Origin of the sequence: Holzapfeliella floricola DSM 23037 = JCM 16512 (assembly GCF_001436605.1) — a bacterium.
Lineage (GTDB): Bacteria > Bacillota > Bacilli > Lactobacillales > Lactobacillaceae > Holzapfeliella > Holzapfeliella floricola.
The window spans coordinates 44,738-69,699 of sequence record NZ_AYZL01000020.1 but is presented as its reverse complement, the minus strand read 5'-3'; the positions used below and the strand labels follow the sequence as shown (position 1 = coordinate 69,699).

The window sequence follows — 24,962 nt, the reverse complement described above, 5'->3', positions numbered from 1 at the left end:
TTATTTTGAAATTTAGATTTTACCGTGCAAGTTAAAATAAACAAGTAAATCATTGATGGCACTTTCTAAATTGTTTGCAAATAGTGTCTTATTCGATTTTTCAATATCTATTTGATAGCGAGATTCCACCTTTTTGATAGTTCCAATTACCTGTTTATTTGGAATAGCCACTTCATAGTAATTTTCATTTTTATTATTAATTTCATTAATTTCTACATTAATATTTTTCGCTTTTTTAGACATAAAATTCTCTACTCACTACTTTTTTTATTTTTGTTAATTATCTCGTCGCCTATTTTATCAGATTTTTTATTACGAAAAAGCGTAAATTTATCCGGAACAAAATCAAGCCCACCTTTGTTAAATGGCTGACATCTTAAAATTCTTGAAATACCCATTATAGTACCCTTAACAGCGCCATGTTTTTCAATAGCTTTAAAAGTATACTGAGAACACGTTGGATAAAATCGACAACGTTTGGGCAACAGAGGAGACACTTGTTTTTGATAAAATCTAATACATTTTAAGAAAAGAACGCGCATTATTTTCTCTTGGCAATATTATCTAATAAAATACCAGTCCCAATAGCAACAGCATCTAAACTATTTTCTGCAACAATAACTGGTACTTTTAGGTGATGTGCTAATAAACGATCTAAGTTATTTAGCAAAGCACCACCACCTGTTAGCATAATACCACGATCAATAATGTCAGCAGCTAACTCAGGAGGTGTCTGTTCTAAAACTTCTTTTGCAGCATCGATAATACTTATTAAACCTTCTGACAGTACTTTTTCAACTTCAACTGCATTAATGGTCATTACTTTGGGCAACCCATCAATCATATCTCGACCACGAACTTCAATTTCTTGTGATTCTTCAGCTTCAAAAGCAGAACCAATTTCTTTTTTGATAGTCTCAGCTGTTCGTTCACCAATCAAAAGATTATATTTTTGTTTAATATAAGCGACGATATTTTGATCCATTTTGTTACCTGCGTAGTGTAGTGAACGACTTGTTACAACTTCTCCCATAGAAAGAACAGCAATATCACTTGTACCACCACCAATATCAATAACCATATTACCTTGAGGTTTGAAAATGTCTAGTCCAGCCCCTACAGCTGCTACTTTGGGCTCAAACTCCAAATAGACTTTATTTCCACCTGCTTTTTCGGCAGCTTGAATGATAGCTTTTTGTTCAATATCTGTCACATTTGTAGGTGCACATATTAAAATATTTGGCTTAGATAAAAAGCCTTTTAAGTTTAGTTTTTCAATAAAATAAGTTAACATCGCTTCTGTAATATCGAAATCAGCAATAACCCCATCTTTTAGTGGCCTAATTGCTTTAATATTTCCAGGTGTACGTCCTACCATACGATAGGCTTCTGTACCTACAGCAACAACTTCATTATTCTTTGTATCGATTGCGACCACAGATGGTTCATTTAAAACGATTCCATCTCCAGCAACATTAATTAGAACATTAGCAGTTCCTAAATCGATTCCTATATTTTTAACCACGATTATCTTTCCCTTCACATGTCAATCATGTCGAATTTTAATACATTATATGACGATAAAAAAATCATTTTTTTATTTATAAAATTCTCTCCTCATATAATATCATAAATTCAGTGTGTAAATATCAATTATTGGCTAACAAAAATATAAATTTAATAAATACTACTCACAAAAAAAGCGAACACAAAATGTGTTCACTTTTTTATAAATGTTTAGAAACATTAATTCTATTCATTGCTTTTTTCAGTGCAACTTCTGCACGACGTTGTTCATCAATATTGTGTTGTGATTCAGCCTTGTGAAGTTTTTGTTCTGCTTCACTTTTTTCTTGTTCAGCTTTACTCAAATCAATATCTCTAGCACGTTCAGCACCGTCTGCCACAATTGTTGCAACATTATCTTGAAATTCTATAAAACCACCATTTACCGCAATTGCGTCAACATGAGTTGTGTTGTCAGTTCTCTTTACCCTAATTTCACTAATTTTTAGTGGGGCAACGATTGGCTCGTGATTAGCCATAATACCTAAGTCACCATCAATCGACTTCACGCTAACCATATGTGCACGGTGACTATATTGAATTCCATAAGGAGTAACAACAGTGACAGTTATAATATTATCTGCCATGATTTTCGCTCCTATTCTTTACCTGAAGTTGCTTCAGCAGGTTGATGATCGTATCCCATTGATTTTGCTTTTTCTATTACATCTTCAATTTGACCAACACCACGGAACGCATCTTCTGGAAGGTCGTCTAGTTGACCATCTAGAATTTGTTTAAAGCCAGATACTGTATCAGAAACAGATACATATGAACCTTTTACACCAGTAAATTGTTCAGCAACATGGAAGTTTTGTGATAAGAAGAATTGAATTTTACGTGCACGTTGTACAATTATCTTTTCTTCATCAGATAATTCATCCATACCTAAAACAGAAATAATATCTTGTAATTCACGATAACGTTGCAAGATATGTTGAACTTCTGTAGCTACTTCATAGTGTTCTTGACCAATAGTTTCTGGATCTAAAGCATTAGATGAAGACTCTAGTGGATCAACAGCAGGATAAATTCCTTGTTCTACTAAACGACGCTCCAAGTTAGTTGTTGCATCCAAGTGAGCAAACGTTGTTGCAGGCGCAGGGTCAGTGTAGTCATCAGCAGGAACGTAAATAGCTTGAATAGATGTAATTGATCCATTCTTAGTTGATGTAATACGTTCTTGAAGTTGTCCCATTTCAGTAGCAAGAGTTGGTTGGTACCCAACAGCTGAAGGCATACGACCTAGTAAGGCAGAAACTTCCGAACCAGCTTGTGTAAATCTAAAGATATTATCAATAAACAACAACACATCTTGACCTTCAATGTCACGGAAGTATTCCGCAATTGTTAGACCTGTTAATGCAACACGCATACGAGCTCCAGGTGGTTCGTTCATTTGACCAAACACCATAGCTGTTTTTTCTAAAACACCGGATTCTTTCATTTCAAAGTATAAGTCGTTACCTTCACGTGTACGTTCTCCAACACCAGTAAAGACGGAAATACCACCGTGTTCTTCAGCAATATTATGAATCAATTCTTGAATCAAAACGGTTTTACCTACACCGGCACCACCGAATAAACCAACTTTACCCCCACGTGTATATGGGGCAAGTAAATCAATAACTTTGATACCGGTTTCTAAAATTTCACTACCAGTACTTAACTCATTATATTTTGGCGCTTCTTTATGAATTCCTTCACGTTTGAAATCAGCAGGGAAATCTTCCCCACCATCAATTGTTTGACCTAAAACATTGAAGACGCGTCCCAGAGTTTCTTTACCTACAGGCACAGAAATCGGAGATTTTGTATCTTCAACGATCATTCCACGTTGCAAACCATCAGTTGATTCCATGGAGATTGTTCTTAAAACACCATCACCAAGTTCAAGAGCAACTTCAAGAATGATTGAGTCGTTATCGTTTTTAGTTACTTTTAAAGCGTTGTCAATATCGGGCAAATCATTATTTAATGGAAATGCCACGTCAACAACGGGTCCAATAACTTGGACAATTTTACCTTGACTCAAACTGTCAACCTCCTTTTTATTCTTGTGCGGCTGCACCACCGACAATTTCGGTGATTTCAGTCGTGATTTGAGCTTGACGCGCACGATTTAACTGTGTTGTTAAATCGGAAACAACGCTGTCAGCATTTTTTGATGCATTTTGCATCGCCGTCATAGAGCTAGCATGTTCAGCAGTCTTGGAATCTAAAATAGCACCATAAATCATTCCTTGAGCAAACTGTGGCAATATTCTATCTAATACTGCTTCTGTTGAAGGTTCTGTTATAAATTGAGCTTTTGGACCTTCATGAACTGCATCTTGAATATCAATATCAGAAATAGGTAACATTTTTTCAGTTCTAAATTCTGATGAAATTGTATTAACGTGATGAGTATAGCAAACATAAAGTTCATCATACACACCATCCATATACATATTAACAGCAGTTGATACAATTTCGCGAGATTCTTCAAAAGTTGGGACGTCACTAATTCCACGATATTCGTAAACCAGATTCATTCCTTGCTTTTTAAAGAAATCTGCACCTACACCACCAACGGCTAAAATTTCAGCTTCACGCCCATCTTTTTTAGCTTGTTCAGCTAGTGACATCATTTGTTTAATTGCTGTGCTATTATATGAACCAACTAATCCACGATCTCCAGTGATAACCAAATACCCAGTTTTTTTGACCGGACGATGGCTAATCAAATTACTCATATCACTATTATGAAATAGTGAAGCGTAATCAAAGTTTTCATCATCAATAACACTATCAGAACTAACACCTAGTTCATTTGTAATACGTGATGCCATTAAATGTGCAATAGTATTGTATAGCATTTCTTGATAATGCATATAGCTTTGATTAATCTTTTCAGTTTGATTTAATTTAACACCTGAAACCATTTGCATAGCTGTTGTTATTTGACCAGTTTTATTAATTGAACTAATTTTTCGCTTTAGTTCAAGTGTTGAGTCAGCCATCTATCTTCCTCCCTCTTATTTTGATGTGAAACCATCAACAAAGTCGGAAATTGCTTGATTTAGTTCATCAAGATTTTCTGGTAAATCTCCTGTTTTTTCAATTTGTTCAAGAATTGAAGCGTGATTACTATCAAAATAATCAAATAGTTGAGCTTCAAAGTCTAAAATTTGGTCAACTTCTACTTTATCTAAGTACCCTTTGGTCAATGAATAAAGAATCAAAGCCTCTTTTTCCATTGGAATAGGTTTGTGAAGTGGTTGTTTTAAAATTTCAACTGTACGACGACCACGATTTAGCTTAGATTGAGTAGCTGAATCTAAATCAGATCCAAATTGAGCAAAAGATTCTAACTCACGATATGAAGCAAGGTCCACACGAAGTGTACCGGATACTTTCTTCATCGCTTTAGTTTGTGCTGAACCCCCAACACGAGAAACAGATTCCCCAGCGTTAATAGCAGGACGAGTTCCAGCAAAGAACAAATCACTTTCCAAGAAAATTTGACCATCAGTGATGGAAATTACGTTAGTTGGAATATAAGCAGAAATATCTCCGGCTTGAGTTTGAATAATTGGTAAAGCAGTCATTGAACCACCACCCATTTCATCACTCAACTTAGCAGAACGTTCTAGTAAACGTGAGTGTAAGTAGAAAACGTCACCAGGGTAAGCTTCACGACCAGGTGGACGACGAAGTAGCAAGGAGATTTCACGGTATGAGGCAGCTTGTTTTGACAAGTCATCAAACACGATTAAAACGTGTTTACCATTATACATGAATTCCTCACCCATAGCAGAACCTGCATAAGGTGCAATATAAAGTAATGGTGCTGGTTCACTAGGACCCGCTTCCACAACAATTGTATAATCCATAGCACCATATTTTTTCAATGATTCCACTTGTCTTCTAACAGTTGACTCTTTTTGTCCAATAGCAACATAGATACAAACAACATCTTTACCTTTTTGATTTAAAATTGTATCTATAGCAACAGATGTTTTACCGGTTTGTCTATCTCCGATGATTAACTCACGTTGACCACGTCCAATTGGCACTAGTGAGTCGATTGCTTTCAAACCTGTTTGCATTGGTTCAGAAACAGATTGGCGTTGCATAACGCCAGGTGCTTGTCCTTCAATAGGTCTAGTTTTAGATGTTTTAATCTCACCTTGACCGTCAACAGCTTGTCCTAATGGGTTAACAACACGTCCTATTAGTTCTTCACCAACTGGAACTTCCATGATTTTACCTGTACGTTTAACTTGATCGCCTTCACGAATATCAGCATATTTTCCTAAGATAATAATACCAACATCATTTGCTTCCAAGTTTTGAGCAATACCGTATGAACCATTAGAAAATTCAAGTAGTTCACTACTTAACGCGTTATCAAGCCCATGAGCACGAGCAATTCCGTCACCAATATAGGTCACTGTACCAACTTCATCAACTACTAATTTGTCTTGGTAGTTTTCTAGTTGCTTTTTAATTAATGCACTAATTTCTTCAGCCTTAATGCTCAATGGGGTCACCTCTTTTTATCTTTATTTTTGTAACGATTGTTTAACTCTTTTTAGTTTTGTTTGAACTGAACCATCAATAACTTGTCCTTGAGCTTCAACAATTACACCACCAATAAGTGATGAATCAATTTCATTTTCAAACTCAAAAGATTTTAAACCGAACTTTTTAGCATAAGCTTTTGATAAGTTTGCTTTTTGATTATCATCTAAAGCAACCACGCTGGTCACTTTTCCAGTCGCTTTTTGATAGTACGCATTGTAGTAATCGTTAAAAGCATCGATAATAAACTCAATTTTATCAAATCGTTTATAGTCTTGAATCAGGTTTAAAAAATCTTGAACGTTTTGACTGAATGATTGAGAAAATGTTGTAAGTAGTTTTTGCTTTTCAGAATCTCTCAATCTTGGATCTGTTAAAACATCTCCAAGTTCCGTATTCTCTTTAACTAATTGCATTAAAACTGACAGTTCTTCAAAATCTGTGTCTAATGTCTTTCTTTCAAGAGATAACTCAAAAAAGGCTTTGGCATATCTTTGACCGATTGTTTTATTATCCAACTTCATTAGTCATCCAGCCCCTTAATATAGTTATTAATCAAATCTTTTTGATCATCGGCTGTTAAATTCTTTTGAATAAGTTTTGAAGAGATTGCTACAGCAATATCTGCAATATCAGCTTGAGCACTATTTAAAGCATCAGTTTTTGACTTCTTAGCTTCTTGTAGAGCATTTGTTTTAATAACTTTGGCTTCGTTGTTTGCTTCATCAAGCATTTGTTGTTGTGTTGCTTTTCCATGAGATTTAGCATTTGAAACAATTTCAAGCGCTTCACTTCTAGAGTTTTTCAAAGCATCTTCACGCTCTTGCGCAAGAGTTTGCGCTTTTTGCTTAGAAGCTGCAGCATTATCTAAATCATTTGAAATTTGAGAACGACGCTTTTCTAACATATTGTTAATAGGTTCCCAAGCAAAATGTTTGATGAGGAGCATTAAAACAACAAACATAACAAAGTATAAAATGACGTCACCTAGCTCAAGTGATGAAAGTTTCAATCCGATTAATGGATGTAGACTCATCTATCTGCTCCTTTCTTTGTCAGGTTTTGACTCACTAATACTTAAATTAACCTTTGAATACGAACAAGATTAGTAGTGAGATAACGATTGACAAAATAGGAACTGATTCAACCAACGCAACCCCAACGAACATTGTACTTCTTAATGAACCTGAGTTTTCTGGTTGACGAGCCATTCCTTCGATTGTTTTTGAAATAAGTAGACCGTTACCAATACCACCACCAAGGGCAGCTAGTCCGGCAGCTAGAGCAGCAGCTAATAATTGCATAAATAAATCCTCCATATATTTTATATATACTAGTATATATTATTCTTTTTCGATTTTATGTGATATGTAAACCATTGACAATGTCACAAAAACATAGGCCTGAATTGCACCTATAAAAACAGAAAATCCTTGCCATAGTAGCGTCAAGGGCATTGCGACAACATATGTTAATGCTCCGTTACTTTGGGCAAGCTGTCCAATTAATCCTAGGACAATTTCACCTGCATAGATATTACCGTATAAACGTAGAGCAAGTGTTAAGAAGTTACTAAACTCTTCAAATATATTTAATGGTAAAAGAAATGATACCGGTTTTGTGTAATTCTTTAAATAGCCACCAAAACCTTGTTTTTCAATACCATAATAAAAGGCCATTAGCAATACAAATGATGCTAGAGTCATCGTAATTAAAGGACTCGATGTTGGCGATTTAATTAAAACATATTCTCCGAATTTAGGTTCCAAAAATAATCCCAATTGGTTTGAGAAGAAGATGAAAAGAAATAAAACAAATGAAAATAAGTAAAACTTCTTCCCTTCTTCACCGGGTATAGATTGCTTAACAATACTATTTGTAAATTCAATAACTCTTTCTAACACATTTTGCTTTCTTGTTGGTCGAAGTTGTGCTTTACGAGCCAAAAGATATACAAATAAAAAGACCATGATACAGACAACCAACCCTGACATAATGTTCGTGAGATTAAAATTTAGTCCCATGAACTGAACAACAACCGGTTTTTCGCCCACTTCGTGACCTCCCCTCTAAAATAAAATCTTATATAAATCTTTAAAAAGACAATCAAATGATACCACCACATGTTCGAAAAGACAAAGCAAAAAAAAAAAAAATTAGATTATTTTTTAATTTGTATAAAATAAAGAGACTTACCTCTTACAGCAAGTCTTTATTTTGTTCCAAATAAGCGATCTCCCGCGTCTCCGAGCCCTGGGAAAATGTAACCATTATCAGTTAGTTCAGTATCTAAAGACGCTGCATAAATATCAACATCTGGGTGTTCTTCTTGAATAGCTTCAACACCTTGAGGTGAGGCTACCAATACAACTAATCGAATATTGTTTGCACCACGTTTTTTTAATGCATCAATTGCCATATTCGCAGAACCACCTGTCGCAAGCATTGGGTCTACAACAAATAATTCACGTTTATCAATATCTGCTGGCAATTTCACAAAATATTCATGAGGCTGCAAAGTTTTTTCATCACGATACATTCCGATATGTCCGATTTTAGCTGCTGGAATCAGCTCCAAGACACCATCAACCATTCCAAGACCGGCTCTTAGAATAGGAATAACCGCTAGTTTTTTACCAGCTAATACCTTTTGCATTGATTTCCCCATTGGTGTTTCGATTTCAACACTCTCCATAGGTAAATCACGTGTGATTTCATAAACCATCAATTCCGCTATTTCATTAGCAATTGACCTAAAATCTTTAGTCCCTGTATTTTTATCACGAATCATTGTTAATTTATGTTGAATTAACGGATGATCTAAAACTGTAAATTTGCTCATCTCAAATAAACTCCTTTTATTAATTTTTAATTTAAAAGTCTAACGGAAATTGCCTAGTCAAATGATGAACGCTTTCCCTCACTTCTGCCAATTTTTCTTCATTATTAAAGTTTTCAATCGCTTTCAAAATTAAATGTGCAACTTCTTTAACTTCTCGTTCTTTGAATCCTCTAGTTGTCACTGCTGGTGTACCTAAGCGAATACCACTTGTTTTAAATGGCCCATTTTCGTCATTCATGATTTGATTCTTGTTTAGTGTGATTGAGACCGTATCAAGTAAATCCTGAATCTCACGCCCATTATATCCTGTTTTAAGGATGTCTAACAGTAGCAAATGATTGTCGGTTGTTCCTGACACAATTCTAACTTGATCGCTTTCTTTAAAAACTTTAGCCATTGCTTTAGCATTGTTAACTACTTGCTTTGAGTATTCTTTAAAGGCTGGTTGCATCGCTTCATAAAGTGCAACTGCTTTACCGGCAATAACGTGTTCCAACGGCCCACCTTGATTTCCAGGGAAAACTGCTGAATTAATTGCTTTAGCATACTTTTCTTTAGCTAAAATTAAGCCACCACGAGGGCCTCTTAATGTTTTATGTGTAGTCGTTGTGACAACATCAGCATAAGGTACTGGATTTTGATGAAGGCCACTCGCAACTAGTCCTGCAATATGCGCCATATCTACCATTAATTTAGCATCAACTTCATCGGCAATTTCTTTGAATTTTTTGAAGTCAATTGAACGACTGTAAGCCGAAGCTCCAGCAACAATTAATTTGGGCTTAACTTTAAATGCGACTTCACGAATTTTATCATAATCCAATACTTCCGTTTTAGGATCTAAACCATAGCTATAAAAGTGATAAGTACGACCGCTAAAATTTACTGGTGACCCGTGTGTTAAATGTCCACCAGCCGACAAATCCATCGCAAGTACACGGTCTCCGTGGTTAAGTAATGCATAGTATGCAGCCATGTTAGCACTGGAACCTGAATGCGGTTGAACATTAGCATATTCGGCTCCAAACAATTTTTTAGCACGATTAATCGCTAAATTTTCAACAATATCAACGTACTGTGTACCACCATAATAACGCTTCCCAGGATAGCCTTCAGCATATTTATTAGTTAAAGCACTTCCTTGTGCGTGCATCACACCTTGAGAAACAATATTTTCAGAAGCAATTAACTCGATATTTTGTCTTTGACGTTCCTCTTCTTTTGCGACTGCATCCCATAACAATGGATCTTGTTGTCTATAATCGGTCATTCCTACATCTCCTCAAATTCTATTTTCAATAAAATTAAGCTTGGTAATGTTGCCCACTGGCTGCCTTATTCAAACGATTCATATACGCTTGTTCCAAGTCATCACCTGAAAATCCTTGAACAAAAATTTCATTGATATCTTGATTATCATCGAAAAATCTTAAAGCGTCAAACAGTTTATTAGCAGCTTCAGCAACACCATGACCCAAAATATAATGATACCGTAGGTTTTGTGATTCTAATTTTTTTATAATACTTTCTTCAGCTACAAAAGCTGTGTGACTTAAATCCTTTAATTTAACAATATTTAAAAAGTCATCTACATCATCTACTACGTAGACAGATGCACTTGGTGCATAGTGACGATATTTCATCCCCGGCGCTTTTGGAATGACATTATCACTCGGTTTCAAATGATTCATTAAAACTGGCTGATTAAGTACTTCTTGTAATTTTTTTTGGCTAATCTTACCCGGACGTAAAATAACCGGGTGTTCAACTGATAAGTCAATTACTGTTGATTCCAGTCCAATCTGAGTTTGTCCACCATCTAAAATCGCAGAAATTTTGCCGTTCAAATCATGATAAACATGTTTAGCTGTCGTTGGGCTAGGCTTTGTAGAAGTATTAGCAGATGGGCCAACAATAGGACGGTTAAACTGTGTAATTAATTTCAACGTCAACTTGTTATCTGGCATTCTAAAAGCCACCGTCTTAAGTCCACCGGTTACATGTTGAGGTAAGCTATCGGGCTCAATAGGTAAAATAATAGTCAAAGGACCAGGCCAAAAAGTTTTCATCAACTGAAGTGCTTCTTGTGGCAATTGTTTGACATATGACTTCACCATGTCTACTGAATTAACATGAACAATTAATGGGTTATCGCTTGGTCGTCCTTTTGCGCGATAAACATTTTGAACTGCTTCATCATTTGTCGCATCAGCTCCCAGTCCATAAACGGTTTCTGTTGGAAAAGCTACTAAACTCCCCTTAGATAGTAACTGGACTCCTTGACTAATCTGTTCTTCTGTCAAAATTTTTGTTTCCATACTATTGTTTAACTCCTCTCATCATTCGTGGGTGACCCGCTAAATCATTTTTGAATGTGATATCGTAATTAGGTAAGTAGTGACCAAATAAGGCTCGTAATGCTTCTTTTTGCTCATATCCAAATTCTAGATAAAAGGCCCCCGTTGGATTTAGATAATCATCAACATATTTAGCAAACTCACGATAAAAATCTAAACCATCGACTCCGGCAAACAATGCTATGTTAGGTTCATTATTTAAGACAGTCTCATCCATAACAGCCGTTTCAGTTGTTTTGATGTAAGGTGGATTTGACACAATTACATCAAACCGGCCTTCAATCGCTTTGAATAGGTCACTTTTGATTGTTTTAATCTCACATCCATGACTTTTAAAGTTAGTTTTAGCAATTGCTAGTGCCTCCTGTGAGATATCACTAGCACTAATTTCCCAAGAAGATGACAACTCTTGACTTAAAACCAAGCTAATTGCACCTGATCCCGTCCCAATATCTAACAGTTTTCCTGTTGATTGTCTTTGATAATCTGAAGTTACAAAAGCCACCAATTCTTCCGTTTCATATCTCGGAATTAAGACGTCAGAATTAACAGTTAACTTTCGCCCATAAAAATAACTATACTCCAAAATGTATTGTGGAGACTGTCCTTGAATTAGTTTTTTAACATCTGCCTTGAATTGTCGATACTGTGATTCTGATAACTCAGATTCTTGATTTAATTTTAGTTGTGTTGGTGAATAGTTCAGACGTTCACCTAATAAAAAAGCAATATCTTCTGGATAGCTCCCAGATTCTATTACTTGAGGAGTTATCGAGTCAATTGCTTCTTTGATTGTCGGATTAGTCATTTTGTAACTGCTCCAATTTTTCTGTTTGGTCATAAACGATTAAAGCATCAATAATTTCGCCTAAATCACCGTTCATAATGCGGTCAAGTTTGTTTAAAGATAATCCGATACGATGGTCAGTCACGCGATTTTGAGGGAAGTTATACGTTCTGATACGTTCTGAACGATCCCCTGTCCCAACAGCTGATTTTCTTTCAGCGTCGTATGCTTCTTGGTTTTGACTTTCATAATAGTCATAGATACGTGCTTTTAATATTTTCATTGCTTTTTCTCTATTTTGTTGTTGTGAACGCTGATCTTGCATAGCTACAACAATTCCCGTAGGCAAGTGAGTCAAACGAACAGCAGATGAAGTTTTGTTAATATGTTGTCCACCAGCACCACTGGCACGATAAACATCGGTACGAATATCTTTTGCTTCAATATCAATTTCAACTTCATCATATTCCGGCATAACCGCTACGGTTGAAGTCGAAGTGTGAACACGACCTTGAGACTCAGTTGATGGCACACGTTGTACACGATGAGCACCGTTTTCATATTTTAATTTAGAAAAAACATTTTCTCCGTTAATCATAAACGCAACCTGTTTATAACCACCCACTTCTGTTTCAACTTCATCAATTAATTCAATTGTCCACTTTTGACTTTCAGCATATTTTTGGTACATGTGGAAGAGATTTTTAGCAAATAATGATGCTTCATCTCCCCCAGCTGCCCCTCTGATTTCCATAATAATGTTTTTATCGTCATTTGGATCTTTGGGTAACATTAATATAGTTAGTTTTTCTTCAAGTTCTTTCTTTTCATCCGAAAGTTCGCTCAATTCAGCTTTAGCTAATTCCGTAATTTCAGCATCGCTGTCATCTTTGATTAATTCTTCGTTATCAGCAATAGCTTCTGTAACCTCTTGATAGCGTTTAAACTTAGCAACGATTTCCCGAAGACTTGCTTCCTCTTTCGTAATCTCCATATAACGCTTAGTATCATTAATAACTTCGGGGTCAGACATCATTTCTTGTAGTTCTTCATAACGACTAACAAAAACCATAATCTGTTCAATTATTTTATCCATAGATAGTTCCTTTCTTAAATCGGCATTTTTTGATAGTGTACACGACATACTGGATAGTAAGATTCGTTGCCACCAATTTTAATTTGTTGACCTTCATACACTGGCTTGCCATCCTCAACTCGAACAACCATTGTCGCTTTTTTACGACAAAACCAACAAATAGTTTTCATTTCTTCAATTTTATCAGCATATAGCAATAAATAATAGCTTCCTGTAAATAACTCATTTTGAAAATCATTTTTCAAACCAAAAGCCATCACGGGAATACCTAGCTCATCTACTATTTTAGCACACTGCAAAATATGATTTTTATCCAAAAATTGTGCTTCGTCAATCAAAACGCATGCCGCGTCAGGATTCGTGTTTTTTACTTTTTCATAAATATTCATATCCTCATCTATAGCAATCGCCGAACGGCTAATTCCAATACGTGATGAGATAATTCCAACGCCCGCACGATTATCCATCGCGCTCGTTAACAAAATCACAGATTTATTTTGTTCTTCATAATTATGAGCAACTTTTAATATTTCAATCGTTTTACCACTATTCATCGACCCATATTTAAAAAATAACTGTGCCACATTATCACCCTACTTTGTAGTTTTTCACAATTTAATAGTATAACGGAATTTTAGTAAAAAATCACAAAAAATTGCAATGTCATATCCACCTAGATTAAGATTATGGTATATTTAAACTTAACGTACGTTCAAAAGGGAGACTGATTATGAGCTTAAGATCACAACTTGCAGTAACTAGCGGAAAATTAAGTTACTGGTTTTTAAACAACTTTAGAAATGGTGGCACTTCTCTTCCAGGAAAGATTGCTTATAAGCTAGACCCCACAGTTCTAAAAAGTCTAGCTAAAAACTATCAGACCATTATTGTAACAGGAACCAATGGTAAAACAATGACCACTGCTTTAATTGTCAAAACATTTCAGCAACAATTTGATAATGTCTTAACCAATCAATCTGGTTCAAATATGATTCAAGGTATTACAAGTTCATTTTTATCTTACAAATCAAAAAAATCAAAGCAAAAGCCCATTGCTATTCTAGAAGTTGATGAAGCCAACGTGGCTGAAGTCACACGTTGGACTAACCCAAAAGCATTTGTTTTAACTAATATTTTTCGAGATCAAATGGATCGTTACGGTGAGATTTATACCACCTATGACAAGATACTTGAAGGAATTCGTTTAGCACCAGAAGCGACAGTTATTGCCAATGGTGATGCTAGCATTTTTAATTCAAAACCACTACCTAATAAATTTGTTTATTATGGTGTAGACTCTGATAAACAACAAACACCTTCAAAAGCACCAGTAAATACAGATGGTGTTTTATGTCCAAAATGCCAAAGCATTTTACTTTATCATTCAATGACTTATGCTAACTTAGGAGATTATTTTTGTCCTAACTGTGACTTTAAAAAACCAGAATTAAGTTATAAAGTAACTGAAATTAGCGACTTAACGACTCAAAGTTCAGACTTCAAAATTGAACAGACATCTTTCCACCTAAACATCGGTGGCCAGTATAATATATATAATGCGCTTGCTGCTTTTGCAACAGCCCGAGAATTTGGGATTCAAGAAACAGATATAAAAAAAGCTTTCGACTTGAATAAGCGTGTTTTTGGTCGACAAGAAATGATTCATATCAATGACAAAATAGCTAATCTAATTTTGGTGAAAAATCCAGTTGGTTTAAATGAAATTATTGAATTAATTCAACGAGAAAAGGAACCCTTTACATTAGTTACTATTCTAAACGCTAATTATGCTGATGGGATCGACACCAGTTGGATTTGGGATGGCGATTATGAAAAATTTGCTGACCAAAACATTGAGCAAGTCATTGTTAGCGGACATCGTCATCAAGACATGGCTTTTAGATTACAAGTGGCTAATTTGCCACTTGACAAAACAAAGATTGTACCTGACCTTTCAAACTTACTTGAATCCATCGAAAAAGCACCTACTAAAAAAACATATATTTTATCTACCTACACGGGTGTTTTGGAATTTCGAAAATATCTTTCTGACAAGGGAATAATAAAAGCAGGACTTAATTAATAGTCCTGCTTTTTTATGTGTTTTCTTTTAAAAACGTATCAATAATCGCTTCTCTTGCTGTTAAAAAGGCCTGATTATTAGATGTTGGATGTACACGATTTGTTAAAACTACTAATCCCGTCTGTTTTCGCCGATCAATTATCATAAAAGTTCCTGTAAATCCCGTATGGTATAACAGTGAGTAATGTTGTGTTGGGTCTTCTAATAAATCCCATCCGTAGCTTCTAGATTTTAAGTATTTCGCTGTTTTACTGTTAAACAAAAGGTTAATCGTTTGATTACTTAACAGTGGATTAGAAACTACACCTGTGAAGTATTTCATGAATTTTGTTAAATCATATAACGGTGAAAACAAACCGCTCGAGCCACATCTTTCTTGTAATATTCTCGCCTTTGGGTCGTGGACAACACCTTGAAGTAACCCTTCACCTGGAATATAGTTTGTCGGAACAGCTTTTTCTTTAGTTGGATTAAAACTAGTATAGTTCATTTTCAACGGCTCTATTACTTCAGTCATTATTACTTTTTGAACTGACTTTCGATAAATTTTTTCAATGATTAGTCCTAATAAAATAAAGTTAGTATCCGAGTACACTACTTTTTGATTGAAGTCTTCTGTCACAGGTAAATTCAAAATCGACTCAACTAACTCTTGTTTTGATAGTTGATTTCGATTTGGGATATAGCCTTTTATTCCTGAGGTGTGTGTCAGCAAATGAGAAATTCTAACAGGTGTCTCCTTAAACTCTTCTAGATAGTCACCAACAGGCTCTGTGAAATTGAGTCGACCTTCTTGATATAACCTCAAAAAAACAGTTGTTGTTCCGACAACCTTAGTTAAAGAAGCAATATCGTATTGCATTAAGGGGGTTAGCTGTCTTTTTTTTGGAATCCACTGCGAATATCCAAGAGTTCCCGCAGTGACTTTTTTTTGGTGTATAATTGCAAAGTTCAAACCAGGCACAAGCTTGTCGTGGTATAACTTTTCAATTTGAACCTGTGTATTATGAAACTTTTCCATTAATCTATTTTCAACTCTTTAGCATCAGCAATATTGACACTTTTAACTGACCAATTTCCATCTTGATAATCTAAAATAGAAACAGAACCATTCTTCAAAAAACCCTTAGGCAAAGCCGTGGCATCTACTAGGTAAATCAACATACTAAGAACTAGTGCATGAGCTAAAATTAAAACATTACCCTCATGATCAGCCATCTCTAAAATGATTTTTTTCATTTGTTCTGTTACTCGTTGTTTCAACAATTCAAAATCTTCAGCTTGTCTAGTTTGATCTAAGTTATATAGATTATTCAGCAAAGTAACTAAAAAATCCGGTTCTTGATGCATCCGATAAGTTTGGCGAAGGCCATGCTGTTTAATCACAGTCCAGTAGGCCTTTAGTGCTGAAGATCCTTCTAAGTTACCAAAATAAAATTCACGCAAGCCTGATCGATAAGTAACATCAAATTTCTGTCGATTATACTTCCTGATAATTTCGCCTGTTTGCTTTACTCGACCACTGTCACTACTATAAGCTTTTAAAAACTTAACATTCGCTATTAGTTGGCCTGCCTTAGCTGCTTGCCTTTTTCCTTTCTCGGTCAAGGCAGAATCCATCACACCTTGTAGTTTCCGTTCAGCATTTAATTGCGTTTGACCGTGTCTAATTAAATAAAAAGTCAAATGCGTCATTTATTTCACCGCTCTTTCACGTCACTTTCTTATACATTCAAGCCTAAACATACTATATCTAAAATGCAATCATTATTTTAAATATTAATTGTCTTTTATAATAAATAGAACCATTCACTTGATTTTATGAAACTATAGGAATACAATAAGCATTGTTGAAGAAGCTATTGCCCGTTGGTCAAATGGTTAAGACGCCACTTTCTCAAAGTGGAATTATGGGTTCAATTCCCATACGGGTGATTATTGGGATATAGCCAAATTGGTAAGGCACTGGACTCTGAATCCATAATCTGAAGGTTCGAACCCTTCTATCCCAATCAAAAAAAGACATCGATATCATTATCGATGTCTTTTTTATTTGATTAATCGTCTTTTGACTAATTCTTCGGCGATTTGAACCGTATTCCACGCTGCACCTTTAAGTAAATTATCTGACACAATCCACATATTAAAAGCACCAGGATTTTCTTTGTCGGGTCTAATACGACCAACAAAAGTTTCACGTTTGCCCTCTGCAGTTAAAGGTTGAGGATAAAGTTGTTCTGCTGGGTTATCTTCAACAATAACACCCGGACTGTGACTAAGTAGTTCTTTAATATCATCTGCTGTAACATCTTGGTTGTCCATTTCAAAGTAAACAGATTCACCATGTCCAATTACTACTGGTACACGAACACAAGTGGCGGTTACTTTTAACTCAGTGTCATTCATATCATTTTTCATAATTTTTTTAGTCTCATGAATCATTTTCCATTCTTCATGTGAATAGCCATCTTCTTCAAATACATCGATTTGTGGTAGTAAGTTAAAAGCTAAGGGGAAGTGTTTTTTGTCAGACTTAACTGGCATAATATCTGCTGACATTTCCTCACCTTTAACATAGGTTTTAACTTGTTCAATCAATTCATCAATTGCAGCTTGTCCTGATCCTGAAGCAGCTTGATAGGTTGATGTGATAATTTGTTTGAGTCCGTATTTTCTTCTAATTGGTTCTAAAGCAACCATCATTTGAATAGTTGAACAGTTAGGATTAGCGATAATGCCGTGATGATTTTTGAGTTGATCAGCATTCACTTCTGGCACCACTAATGGGACATTTTCGTCCATTCTAAAAGCACTCGTGTTATCAACACAAACTGCGCCACGTTTAACGGCTTCTGGTAATAATTCTTTAGAAACTGCACCGCCCGCAGAAGCCAATACAATATCGATTCCTTCAAATGATTCTGGTGTTGCTTCTTCAATTTCAACAGTTTGACCATTAAAAGTCACTGTCTTACCTGCGGAGTGTTTTGAAGCAAGTGGTTTTAATGAAGCTACATTAATGTTGCTATTTTCTAATTGTTCAATAATTCTTGTCCCAACGGCTCCTGTAGCACCTAAAATTGCGACATGATATCCTTGTTCACTCATCTTTAATTAATCCCCTTTAATTTTAAAAATTCTGCAATATTTTTAACGGCTTGTTTCAAGTCTGTTAAAGAAGCAGCATATGATAGACGAAGGTAACCTTGCCCACCTTCACCAAATACATAGCCTGGCATAGTCCCAACTTTAGCTTCATAAGCTAAGTCTAATCCAAACTGTTTATCATCATTTTGGTAGCTATCTGGTACTTTTACAAACAAGTAAAAAGCTCCTTGTGAATTAGTGACTTCAAATCCTAAATCTACTAGTGATTGATAAAGAAAATCTCGTCTTTCTTGATAGGCTTGCTTCATTTTTTTAGGTTCTGCTAACCCATTTTCTAAAGCCTCAAGTGCTGCATATTGTGCTGGATTAGACGTTGATGTCACCATCAATCCGTGTATTTTGGTTAATAATTTCATGAATTCTTGCGGTCCCGCAACATAACCAATTCGATAACCTGTCATAGCATGCGATTTTGAAACACCATTAATCAAAACGGTTCTTTCAGGCAATAATTCTGCAATTGATAGATGTGGTGTGGTGTACGTCAATTCATTGTAAATCTCATCTGAAATAACAAATAAATCATACTTTTCAATGATTTTAACTAATGCCTGTAATTCAGCTTTATTATAAGTAACACCTGTTGGATTTCCTGGATAATTCAACAAAATAGCTTTAATGCTATCATCGGATTTGACAACGGATTCCAGTAACTCTGGTGTTAGTTTAAAACCTTGCTGTGAAGTATCAACCATTACACATTCAGCTTGAGCTAATTCAGTGACTGGAAAATATAGCGGAAAAGTAGGTGTTGGAATAACCAGTTTATCCCCTTTATTTAACATTGTCATAATTGTTGCAAATATCGCTTCAGTTGCTCCCACGGTGACTACAATTTCTGATTCTGGATTGTAAGTTAAATTGTATTGTTTTAAATAATTAGCAATAGCTTTTCTTAAAGGAAAAATACCCGGTGTAGCTGAATAATGTGATTGGTTATTTTCAATACTAGTTATAGCAGCTTGCTTAACACTTTGGGGAACATCGAAATCAGGTTCACCAATCGTTAATTTGATTAATCCTTCAATAGTTGATATTTGCTGATTAAACTGGCCGATAGCAGGAGGTGCAATTTGTTCTAAGTGATGGTTCAATTGACTAGCTAAGCTAGCACTTAATTGTGGCATTATGTTTCCCTCCTACAAAATATTTTCTAATCCAACTGTTAACTCGGTCAAATTCATGACTTCTTTAACAGCTAATCTGACACCAGTCATAAAAGATTGACGATCAAACGAATCTTGACGAATAGTCAACGCCTCACCTGGTGCTCCAAATAAAACTTGTTCATGAGCAACATATCCCGGCAATCTAACGGAATGAATTTTCATTCCTTCATAATCACCACCACGAGAACCCGGTAACGTCTCTTTTTCCTGCTCAGCTCCTTGTGTATGAGGATGACGAACTTGACTAATCATTTCTGCCGTTTTAATTGCTGTCCCTGAAGGGGCATCTTTTTTATTAGGATGATGCATTTCAATAATTTCAGCATCTGGGAAATACGCTGCAGCTTCTTTTGCAAATTTCATTAATAAGACTGCTGACATCCCAAAGTTAGGTGCAATCAATCCTCCGAGTCCTTTTGCTTGAATTAATTGATTTAGATCAGTAATTTGTTCGGCAGTTAGCCCTGTTGTCCCAACAACTGGTCGCATCCCTTGCTTGATAGCATACTTAACATTTTCATAAACAAAATCAGGTAACGTAAAATCAATCCAAACATCTGCTTCACAATCAATTGATTGTAACTCTCCATAAACACTAGTGGTTTCAGGTAAATCATAATCAGCAGCCGATTTTCCCTTTGCACTTGGGGCAAAAACACCGACTAGTTCAAAATCAGAGGTATTTTGCACCATCTTAACTGTGTTTTGACCCATTTCTCCTGTAAATCCAGCAACAACTACTTTAATCAATGACGGTCATCTCCTTTGGTAATTCTTTTGTTAAGCCATCTTTTGCAAATCCTAGTTTCAAAGCTAATGTTTCCTTTTCATCATTAGTCAATGCTACCATTGGTAAACGACAGCCTCCAACATTAAAACCTTGTTGATTCAAGATTGCTTTTACAGGTGTTGGTGATGGATACATAAAACAGGCTTGCATTCTAGGTAACAACCGACGTTGAATTGTCCCAGCTAATTCTACATCACCAGCCTCTAAAGCATGATACATCGCAGACATGTCACTACCATAGATATGAGAAGTAACAGATATCACACCTTGAGCACCTAAAACTTTAGCAGATAGCGCTTGATTGTCTTCTCCCGTATACACTAAAAACTGTGGCAAAGTCTCAACTAACTCTGCTAAATCTTCTAGTGGTCCGCATTGTTTAATCCCAATAATATTAGGATGTTGAGCTAATGCAATAACTGCTTCATTTTCTAAATAAACGCCAGTGCGACCAGGAATATTATAGATAATAATTGGAAGTGTGGTTTGATCAGCTATTGTTTCAAAGTGTGCTTTAATACCTCTTTGACTTGGTTTGGTGTAGTAAGGAACAACAACTAGTGCTCCGTCAATCCCATCAATTTTTTCGACTTCTTGAGTAAACGCTAACGTTTCCCGGGTATTATTACTACCAGTTCCTGCAATAATAGGAACACGACCAGCTACAATCTCAGAAAATTTTTGATAAAGTTCAATTTTTTCATCGTGTGTCAAAGTCGCTGTTTCGCCTGTTGTTCCACCTATTACAAACCCTTCTGAACCATTTTTTAATAAATGTTCAGTCAATTCAGCTAAAGCAACAAAGTCGATCGCTTCGTTTTGATCAAAAGGTGTCACAATAGCAGTCAAAATTGTAGCATCTGTTAACATTATTCTTTTCCTCCTCTTATTATCTAGACATTCGCCAGTTTAAAAACGCAACAATTGCTTCTGGAGCTGTCTTTAATGCTTCTTCACTAGGTGAAAAATACTGTGAATGTAACGGGTGAGTATCTTCAACCCCTAGCCAAAACATCGTACCTGGAATTTTTGATAGTAAGTAACCAAAGTCTTCGCCAGTCATTGCCGGTGTCGTTTCAACAAAATTAACATCTTGATGAGTCGACATGAATTCGATAAACTGTGCCGTTAATTTGTCATCATTTTCAACTGGTAGATAGCCACCTTGATTCAAGTTTACCTGAACATCTGCATTGAAGCTTTTGGCGGTAAATTCACAAATCGTTTTAATTCGTTCATTGATAGCTTCAATCATTGTTTGTGTCAGTCCACGAACTGTCCCTTGAATCACAGCTCTATCCGCAATAACATTACGAATGGTTCCAGATTGAATTTTACCTAGTGTTAAAACGCCGCTTTCAAGTGGGTTAATATTTCGTGAAACAATCGTTTGTAATTGTGTAATCAAATAAGCACTTGCCACAACCATATCATTAGCTGTATGAGGAAAAGCCGCATGTCCGCCTTTTCCTTTAAGTTCGATATCTACTTCAGTTGTCCCTGCAAACAGTGTCCCTTGACAACAACCAATTGCACCGGATTCTAAGTCTGGATTATCATGCAACCCATAAAATTCGTCTGGTCGCCATTGACCCTCAAAAGCTCCTAACTCATAGGCGATTTTGCCACCATTTTCACTTTCTTCTGCTGGTTGAAAAAAGAAAATCAAGCTATCTATGGGTTGATTATCAGCATAATAACTTAAAATACTTAAGGCAACTGTTAAATGAATATCATGACCACAGGCATGCATTTTCCCTGCATTTTTAGAAGCAAATTCAAAACCTGTTTGTTCCACTACTGGAAGGGCATCCATATCTGCTCGGTAACCAATCGTTCGCTTAGGATTTGATCCTTCAACACGAACAAGCAGTGCTGTTGGTAACGCATCTAACTGTTTGAAACTTAAAAATTTTTGGTTAAATGTAGCAATGATTTTTTGAATACGTTGCTTCGTTTCAACTTCTTCCAAAGCAAGTTCTGGATGCTGATGAAATTCTCTTCTAATGGCAACTCTTTGTGGTTGTGATAACATTTAACTTCCTCCTCAAGTTTCTTACATTTTTCTTAGGACTTCTTCTAATCCTGTTTTTGATTTTGTTTGGTCATCGATTTTTTTCAAGACTCTAGCAGGTACGCCACCTACCACGGTATAAGGTTCAACATCTTTTGTAACAATTGCACCAGCCGCTACGACTGCGCCTTTTCCAACACGAACGCCTTCAATCACAACAGCGTTAGCTCCAATTACGACATCATCTTCTACAATCACAGGTGTTGCAGAAGCTGGTTCAATTACCCCAGCCAAAACTGTTCCTGCACCAATATGTGCATTTTTTCCAACAGTTGCTCGACCACCTAAAATAACGCCCATATCAATCATTGTACCTTCGCCAATTTCAGCTCCAATATTAATTAAAGCGCCCATCATGATAACGGCGTTATCACCGATGTACACTTGATCACGAATGATTGCACCGGGCTCAATACGGGCATTAACTGTTTTCATATCCAGTAGAGGAACCGCTGAATTTCTCATGTGGTTTTCTAACTCATATTCCGTAATAACATCTTGATTATCAGTTAATACTGGCTCAATATCCGCCCAATTACCAAATAATGTCCCTGTTTTTGTTTCTACGAACGCTTTAATAGTTTTTGGGAAGTCGATTTGATCAAGTTGACCTTTGATATAAACCTTCACCGGCGTTTGTTTTTCAGCGTTTCCAATAAAGTTGATAATTTCTTGTGCACTATTTCTTTCCATTATATAGTCTCCTCTTTTACATTTTTAATATAGTTGATTTTCTAATTGGATTAAATCTTGATAAGTTTGTCTTTTGATAGCCAACTTATCTTGCCCATTTTCAACAAAAACGACAGCTGGTTTTAAATTACGATTATAATTTGATGCCATTGAATACCCGTAAGCTCCGGTATTAAGCATTGCTACAACGTCGCCTGGTTGTGTTTTAGGAAGTGCTGCTTGTTGGATTAAAATATCACCTGACTCGCAATATTTACCTGCAACACGAACTGTTTCAACGGTTTCTTGATTCATTTTGTTAGCAACAACCGCCTCATATTCTGCTTGATAAAGAGCAGGTCTAATATTATCTCCCATCCCGCCGTCAACACTGACATAGGCATCTTTTCCTGGCACTTCTTTTCTTGAGCCTACTGTATAGAGGTTGTATCCCGCAGGTCCTACAATCGAACGACCAGGTTCAATCCAGATAGCAGGCATTTGCAATCCATATTCAGTGGTCTTTTCTTTTATTTTTTTAATAATAGCATCTACAAAAACTTCGGGTGCCAATGGTTTATCTTCATTTGTATAAGCAATTCCAAATCCACCACCAACGTTGATAACTTCTGGTTGATAATCGTATTTTCGGTACCAATCATGAGCTAAATCAACCAATTTTTCAGCAGCCATTTCAAACCCGTTAACTTCAAATATTTGTGATCCAATATGTGAATGGAACCCTTTCATTATCAAATCAGGATTAGCTAAAATAATTTTTAGCGCTTTTTCTGCTTGACCAGAATTTAAATCAAATCCAAATTTGCTATCTTCTTGACCCGTTTGAATATAATTATGTGTATGTGCTGATATTCCAGGTGTAATTCTCATCAATACATTAGCTTGTTGATGTGTATCGGCCAGATAATTTGACAATAAGTCGATTTCATCAAAATTATCTAAAACAATGATACCAACACCGGCTTCAACAGCGGTTTCAATTTCAGCTAAGGATTTATTATTACCGTGAAAACTCACTTTTGATAAATCAAATCCTGCTTGTTGTGCTGTAAATAATTCACCACCTGAGACTACATCAAGATGTAAGTTCTCTTTTTGCATTAACTGATATATTCCCAGACAAGAAAAGGCTTTACTAGCATAACTGATTTCATAATCAACATCGTTTTGTTCAAAAACTGTTTTAAATCCGGCAATCTGTTGTTTGATTTTAGAAACATCATAAACAACTAATGGTGTCTGATATTTCTGCACTAATTCAACAGTATCTAATCCACCAATTTCTAAATGATGTTGATCATTAGTCACTAAATTAAAATTATGTTCCATAACGAAAATTCCTCCAAAGACTATATAAAAAGGGTTCTTTTGCTATCTAAGTAACAAAAGAACCCTTTGAAAGTTTCACATTCATCATGATTGTTCGTTTGTCGATAGCTCTCCGCAATTATTGCGACAGTCCATGACTTGTTCAATCATGTCCCAGCCAACACTTAGCTGTTTAAGTGCCCACTTCGGCAACTTCCCCTTTCAAAATAACTTCATCGTCTTAACAGCAGACTAGTTATTTTTATTGATGTCAGTTGCGACCTCTTCGATGTGATTAAAATATTATAATAAAAACCAACAAAAGTCAAACCTTTAGCTTAATTATTTTTTCAAAATTTTTTTATTTTTATTTATTTCCATATATTGACTGTTAAAACGACACTTACCAATCGGTTTTAGGTGTTGAATTTTAAAATAATCATGTTAAATTTAATTTACTTAT

27 protein-coding genes, 2 tRNA genes and 1 riboswitch are annotated in these 24,962 nt (G+C 35.7%); of the genes, 3 read left to right on the top strand and 26 right to left on the bottom strand.

Going from position 1 to position 24,962, the window contains the following annotated elements; translation table 11 throughout:
• Positions 1–12: 12 nt before the first annotated feature.
• The 17 genes from FC86_RS04555 to FC86_RS04475 all read right to left on the bottom strand — a co-directional run bounded on the left by FC86_RS04555 (position 13) and on the right by FC86_RS04475 (position 13,798).
• On the bottom strand, positions 13–243 hold the full coding sequence (locus tag FC86_RS04555; RefSeq protein ID WP_056974892.1) for a DUF2969 family protein: 231 nt from the start codon (positions 241–243) through the stop codon (positions 13–15).
• Between the two features lie 8 nt (positions 244–251).
• Complete coding sequence (yidD, locus tag FC86_RS04550; protein WP_056974891.1) at positions 252–542, bottom strand: membrane protein insertion efficiency factor YidD; 291 nt, start codon at positions 540–542, stop codon at positions 252–254.
• Positions 542–1,525: a rod shape-determining protein gene (gene mreB / locus FC86_RS04545; protein ID WP_056974890.1), complete on the bottom strand. Its 984-nt coding sequence runs from the start codon at positions 1,523–1,525 to the stop codon at positions 542–544. The genes yidD and mreB overlap by 1 nt, the downstream gene beginning before the upstream one ends.
• A 202-nt stretch (positions 1,526–1,727) precedes the next feature.
• Positions 1,728–2,153, bottom strand: coding sequence for a F0F1 ATP synthase subunit epsilon (locus FC86_RS04540; protein ID WP_056974889.1), 426 nt, complete (start codon positions 2,151–2,153; stop codon positions 1,728–1,730).
• 11 nt (positions 2,154–2,164) lie between these two features.
• Positions 2,165–3,601, bottom strand: a complete 1,437-nt coding sequence (atpD, locus tag FC86_RS04535; RefSeq protein WP_056974888.1) for a F0F1 ATP synthase subunit beta — start codon at positions 3,599–3,601, stop codon at positions 2,165–2,167.
• A gap of 16 nt (positions 3,602–3,617) precedes the next feature.
• Positions 3,618–4,568, bottom strand: coding sequence for a F0F1 ATP synthase subunit gamma (locus FC86_RS04530; RefSeq protein WP_056974887.1), 951 nt, complete (start codon positions 4,566–4,568; stop codon positions 3,618–3,620).
• Between the two features lie 15 nt (positions 4,569–4,583).
• Positions 4,584–6,092, bottom strand: a complete 1,509-nt coding sequence (gene atpA, locus FC86_RS04525; RefSeq protein ID WP_056974886.1) for a F0F1 ATP synthase subunit alpha — start codon at positions 6,090–6,092, stop codon at positions 4,584–4,586.
• Between the two features lie 21 nt (positions 6,093–6,113).
• On the bottom strand, positions 6,114–6,656 hold the full coding sequence (atpH, locus tag FC86_RS04520) for an ATP synthase F1 subunit delta (protein WP_056974885.1): 543 nt from the start codon (positions 6,654–6,656) through the stop codon (positions 6,114–6,116).
• Entirely contained in the window at positions 6,656–7,168 is a 513-nt protein-coding gene (gene atpF / locus FC86_RS04515; RefSeq protein WP_056974884.1) for a F0F1 ATP synthase subunit B, read from the bottom strand. The genes atpH and atpF overlap by 1 nt, the downstream gene beginning before the upstream one ends.
• A gap of 46 nt (positions 7,169–7,214) precedes the next feature.
• The gene (gene atpE / locus FC86_RS04510) at positions 7,215–7,436 is read right to left on the bottom strand and encodes a F0F1 ATP synthase subunit C (protein WP_056974883.1); all 222 of its coding nucleotides are present in this window, start codon (positions 7,434–7,436) and stop codon (positions 7,215–7,217) included.
• 39 nt (positions 7,437–7,475) lie between these two features.
• Positions 7,476–8,186 (bottom strand): F0F1 ATP synthase subunit A, encoded by a 711-nt coding sequence (atpB, locus tag FC86_RS04505; RefSeq protein WP_056974882.1) that lies wholly within the window; start codon positions 8,184–8,186, stop codon positions 7,476–7,478.
• A 158-nt stretch (positions 8,187–8,344) separates the two neighbouring features.
• Entirely contained in the window at positions 8,345–8,974 is a 630-nt protein-coding gene (upp, locus tag FC86_RS04500; protein WP_056974881.1) for a uracil phosphoribosyltransferase, read from the bottom strand.
• 31 nt (positions 8,975–9,005) lie between these two features.
• Complete coding sequence (glyA, locus tag FC86_RS04495; protein ID WP_056974880.1) at positions 9,006–10,244, bottom strand: serine hydroxymethyltransferase; 1,239 nt, start codon at positions 10,242–10,244, stop codon at positions 9,006–9,008.
• Positions 10,245–10,278: 34 nt separating this feature from the next.
• Positions 10,279–11,292 carry an L-threonylcarbamoyladenylate synthase gene (locus tag FC86_RS04490; protein ID WP_056974879.1) on the bottom strand — a complete coding sequence of 338 codons (1,014 nt, stop codon included), beginning with the start codon at positions 11,290–11,292 and terminating at the stop codon, positions 10,279–10,281.
• 1 nt (position 11,293) lies between these two features.
• A complete protein-coding gene (prmC, locus tag FC86_RS04485; RefSeq protein WP_156403346.1) occupies positions 11,294–12,139 on the bottom strand; it encodes a peptide chain release factor N(5)-glutamine methyltransferase in 846 nt (281 codons plus the stop codon).
• Positions 12,132–13,214: a peptide chain release factor 1 gene (prfA, locus tag FC86_RS04480; protein ID WP_056974878.1), complete on the bottom strand. Its 1,083-nt coding sequence runs from the start codon at positions 13,212–13,214 to the stop codon at positions 12,132–12,134. Before prfA ends, prmC begins: the two co-directional genes overlap by 8 nt.
• Before the next feature lie 14 nt (positions 13,215–13,228).
• On the bottom strand, positions 13,229–13,798 hold the full coding sequence (locus tag FC86_RS04475; protein ID WP_056974877.1) for a thymidine kinase: 570 nt from the start codon (positions 13,796–13,798) through the stop codon (positions 13,229–13,231).
• 146 nt (positions 13,799–13,944) lie between these two features.
• Between FC86_RS04475 and FC86_RS04470 the strand changes: the two genes are divergently transcribed.
• Positions 13,945–15,297 (top strand): Mur ligase family protein, encoded by a 1,353-nt coding sequence (locus FC86_RS04470; protein ID WP_056974876.1) that lies wholly within the window; start codon positions 13,945–13,947, stop codon positions 15,295–15,297.
• Between the two features lie 13 nt (positions 15,298–15,310).
• On the opposite strand, the gene FC86_RS04465 is transcribed toward FC86_RS04470, so the two are convergent.
• On the bottom strand, positions 15,311–16,318 hold the full coding sequence (locus FC86_RS04465; RefSeq protein ID WP_056974875.1) for a serine hydrolase domain-containing protein: 1,008 nt from the start codon (positions 16,316–16,318) through the stop codon (positions 15,311–15,313).
• The gene (locus tag FC86_RS04460; RefSeq protein ID WP_056974874.1) at positions 16,318–16,992 is read right to left on the bottom strand and encodes a histidine phosphatase family protein; all 675 of its coding nucleotides are present in this window, start codon (positions 16,990–16,992) and stop codon (positions 16,318–16,320) included. The genes FC86_RS04465 and FC86_RS04460 overlap by 1 nt, the downstream gene beginning before the upstream one ends.
• 168 nt (positions 16,993–17,160) lie before the next feature.
• On the opposite strand from FC86_RS04460, the gene FC86_RS04455 reads away from it, so the two are divergent.
• A tRNA-Glu gene (locus tag FC86_RS04455) sits at positions 17,161–17,232 on the top strand.
• Positions 17,233–17,236: 4 nt separating this feature from the next.
• Positions 17,237–17,309 (top strand) — tRNA-Gln (locus tag FC86_RS04450).
• Positions 17,310–17,346: 37 nt separating this feature from the next.
• Here the strand turns inward: FC86_RS04450 and FC86_RS04445 are convergent.
• The 7 genes from FC86_RS04445 to lysA are packed head-to-tail and all read right to left on the bottom strand — an operon-like array spanning position 17,347 to position 24,520.
• Positions 17,347–18,405, bottom strand: a complete 1,059-nt coding sequence (locus FC86_RS04445) for an aspartate-semialdehyde dehydrogenase (protein WP_056974873.1) — start codon at positions 18,403–18,405, stop codon at positions 17,347–17,349.
• Between the two features lie 2 nt (positions 18,406–18,407).
• Complete coding sequence (locus FC86_RS04440; protein ID WP_056974872.1) at positions 18,408–19,592, bottom strand: aminotransferase class I/II-fold pyridoxal phosphate-dependent enzyme; 1,185 nt, start codon at positions 19,590–19,592, stop codon at positions 18,408–18,410.
• Between the two features lie 12 nt (positions 19,593–19,604).
• The gene (gene dapB / locus FC86_RS04435) at positions 19,605–20,384 is read right to left on the bottom strand and encodes a 4-hydroxy-tetrahydrodipicolinate reductase (protein ID WP_056974871.1); all 780 of its coding nucleotides are present in this window, start codon (positions 20,382–20,384) and stop codon (positions 19,605–19,607) included.
• Positions 20,377–21,294, bottom strand: coding sequence for a 4-hydroxy-tetrahydrodipicolinate synthase (gene dapA, locus FC86_RS04430; RefSeq protein ID WP_156403345.1), 918 nt, complete (start codon positions 21,292–21,294; stop codon positions 20,377–20,379). The genes dapB and dapA overlap by 8 nt, the downstream gene beginning before the upstream one ends.
• 19 nt (positions 21,295–21,313) lie before the next feature.
• A complete protein-coding gene (locus FC86_RS04425; protein ID WP_056974869.1) occupies positions 21,314–22,459 on the bottom strand; it encodes an N-acetyldiaminopimelate deacetylase in 1,146 nt (381 codons plus the stop codon).
• Positions 22,460–22,480: 21 nt separating this feature from the next.
• Positions 22,481–23,191: a 2,3,4,5-tetrahydropyridine-2,6-dicarboxylate N-acetyltransferase gene (gene dapD / locus FC86_RS04420; RefSeq protein WP_056974868.1), complete on the bottom strand. Its 711-nt coding sequence runs from the start codon at positions 23,189–23,191 to the stop codon at positions 22,481–22,483.
• A 24-nt stretch (positions 23,192–23,215) separates the two neighbouring features.
• Entirely contained in the window at positions 23,216–24,520 is a 1,305-nt protein-coding gene (gene lysA, locus FC86_RS04415; RefSeq protein WP_056974867.1) for a diaminopimelate decarboxylase, read from the bottom strand.
• A gap of 97 nt (positions 24,521–24,617) precedes the next feature.
• A riboswitch (Lysine riboswitch) is annotated at positions 24,618–24,793 on the bottom strand.
• Between the last annotated feature and the right edge of the window lie 169 nt (positions 24,794–24,962).

Coding starts and splice junctions, on each gene's coding strand:
- atpE (WP_056974883.1), bottom strand. CDS start 7,436: ATGCAATTATTAGCTGCTGCTCTAGCTGCCGGACTAGCTGCCCTTGGT.
- FC86_RS04425 (WP_056974869.1), bottom strand. CDS start 22,459: ATGTTATCACAACCACAAAGAGTTGCCATTAGAAGAGAATTTCATCAG.
- atpF (WP_056974884.1), bottom strand. CDS start 7,168: ATGAGTCTACATCCATTAATCGGATTGAAACTTTCATCACTTGAGCTA.
- prmC (WP_156403346.1), bottom strand. CDS start 12,139: ATGACTAATCCGACAATCAAAGAAGCAATTGACTCGATAACTCCTCAA.
- FC86_RS04445 (WP_056974873.1), bottom strand. CDS start 18,405: ATGAGTGAACAAGGATATCATGTCGCAATTTTAGGTGCTACAGGAGCC.
- prfA (WP_056974878.1), bottom strand. CDS start 13,214: ATGGATAAAATAATTGAACAGATTATGGTTTTTGTTAGTCGTTATGAA.
- dapA (WP_156403345.1), bottom strand. CDS start 21,294: ATGTTAACAGATGCTACAATTTTGACTGCTATTGTGACACCTTTTGAT.
- FC86_RS04555 (WP_056974892.1), bottom strand. CDS start 243: ATGTCTAAAAAAGCGAAAAATATTAATGTAGAAATTAATGAAATTAAT.
- atpH (WP_056974885.1), bottom strand. CDS start 6,656: ATGAAGTTGGATAATAAAACAATCGGTCAAAGATATGCCAAAGCCTTT.
- upp (WP_056974881.1), bottom strand. CDS start 8,974: ATGAGCAAATTTACAGTTTTAGATCATCCGTTAATTCAACATAAATTA.
- lysA (WP_056974867.1), bottom strand. CDS start 24,520: ATGGAACATAATTTTAATTTAGTGACTAATGATCAACATCATTTAGAA.
- yidD (WP_056974891.1), bottom strand. CDS start 542: ATGCGCGTTCTTTTCTTAAAATGTATTAGATTTTATCAAAAACAAGTG.
- dapD (WP_056974868.1), bottom strand. CDS start 23,191: ATGGAAAGAAATAGTGCACAAGAAATTATCAACTTTATTGGAAACGCT.
- FC86_RS04465 (WP_056974875.1), bottom strand. CDS start 16,318: ATGGAAAAGTTTCATAATACACAGGTTCAAATTGAAAAGTTATACCAC.
- FC86_RS04490 (WP_056974879.1), bottom strand. CDS start 11,292: ATGGAAACAAAAATTTTGACAGAAGAACAGATTAGTCAAGGAGTCCAG.
- FC86_RS04540 (WP_056974889.1), bottom strand. CDS start 2,153: ATGGCAGATAATATTATAACTGTCACTGTTGTTACTCCTTATGGAATT.
- FC86_RS04530 (WP_056974887.1), bottom strand. CDS start 4,568: ATGGCTGACTCAACACTTGAACTAAAGCGAAAAATTAGTTCAATTAAT.
- glyA (WP_056974880.1), bottom strand. CDS start 10,244: ATGACCGATTATAGACAACAAGATCCATTGTTATGGGATGCAGTCGCA.
- FC86_RS04470 (WP_056974876.1), top strand. CDS start 13,945: ATGAGCTTAAGATCACAACTTGCAGTAACTAGCGGAAAATTAAGTTAC.
- FC86_RS04440 (WP_056974872.1), bottom strand. CDS start 19,592: ATGCCACAATTAAGTGCTAGCTTAGCTAGTCAATTGAACCATCACTTA.
- FC86_RS04460 (WP_056974874.1), bottom strand. CDS start 16,992: ATGACGCATTTGACTTTTTATTTAATTAGACACGGTCAAACGCAATTA.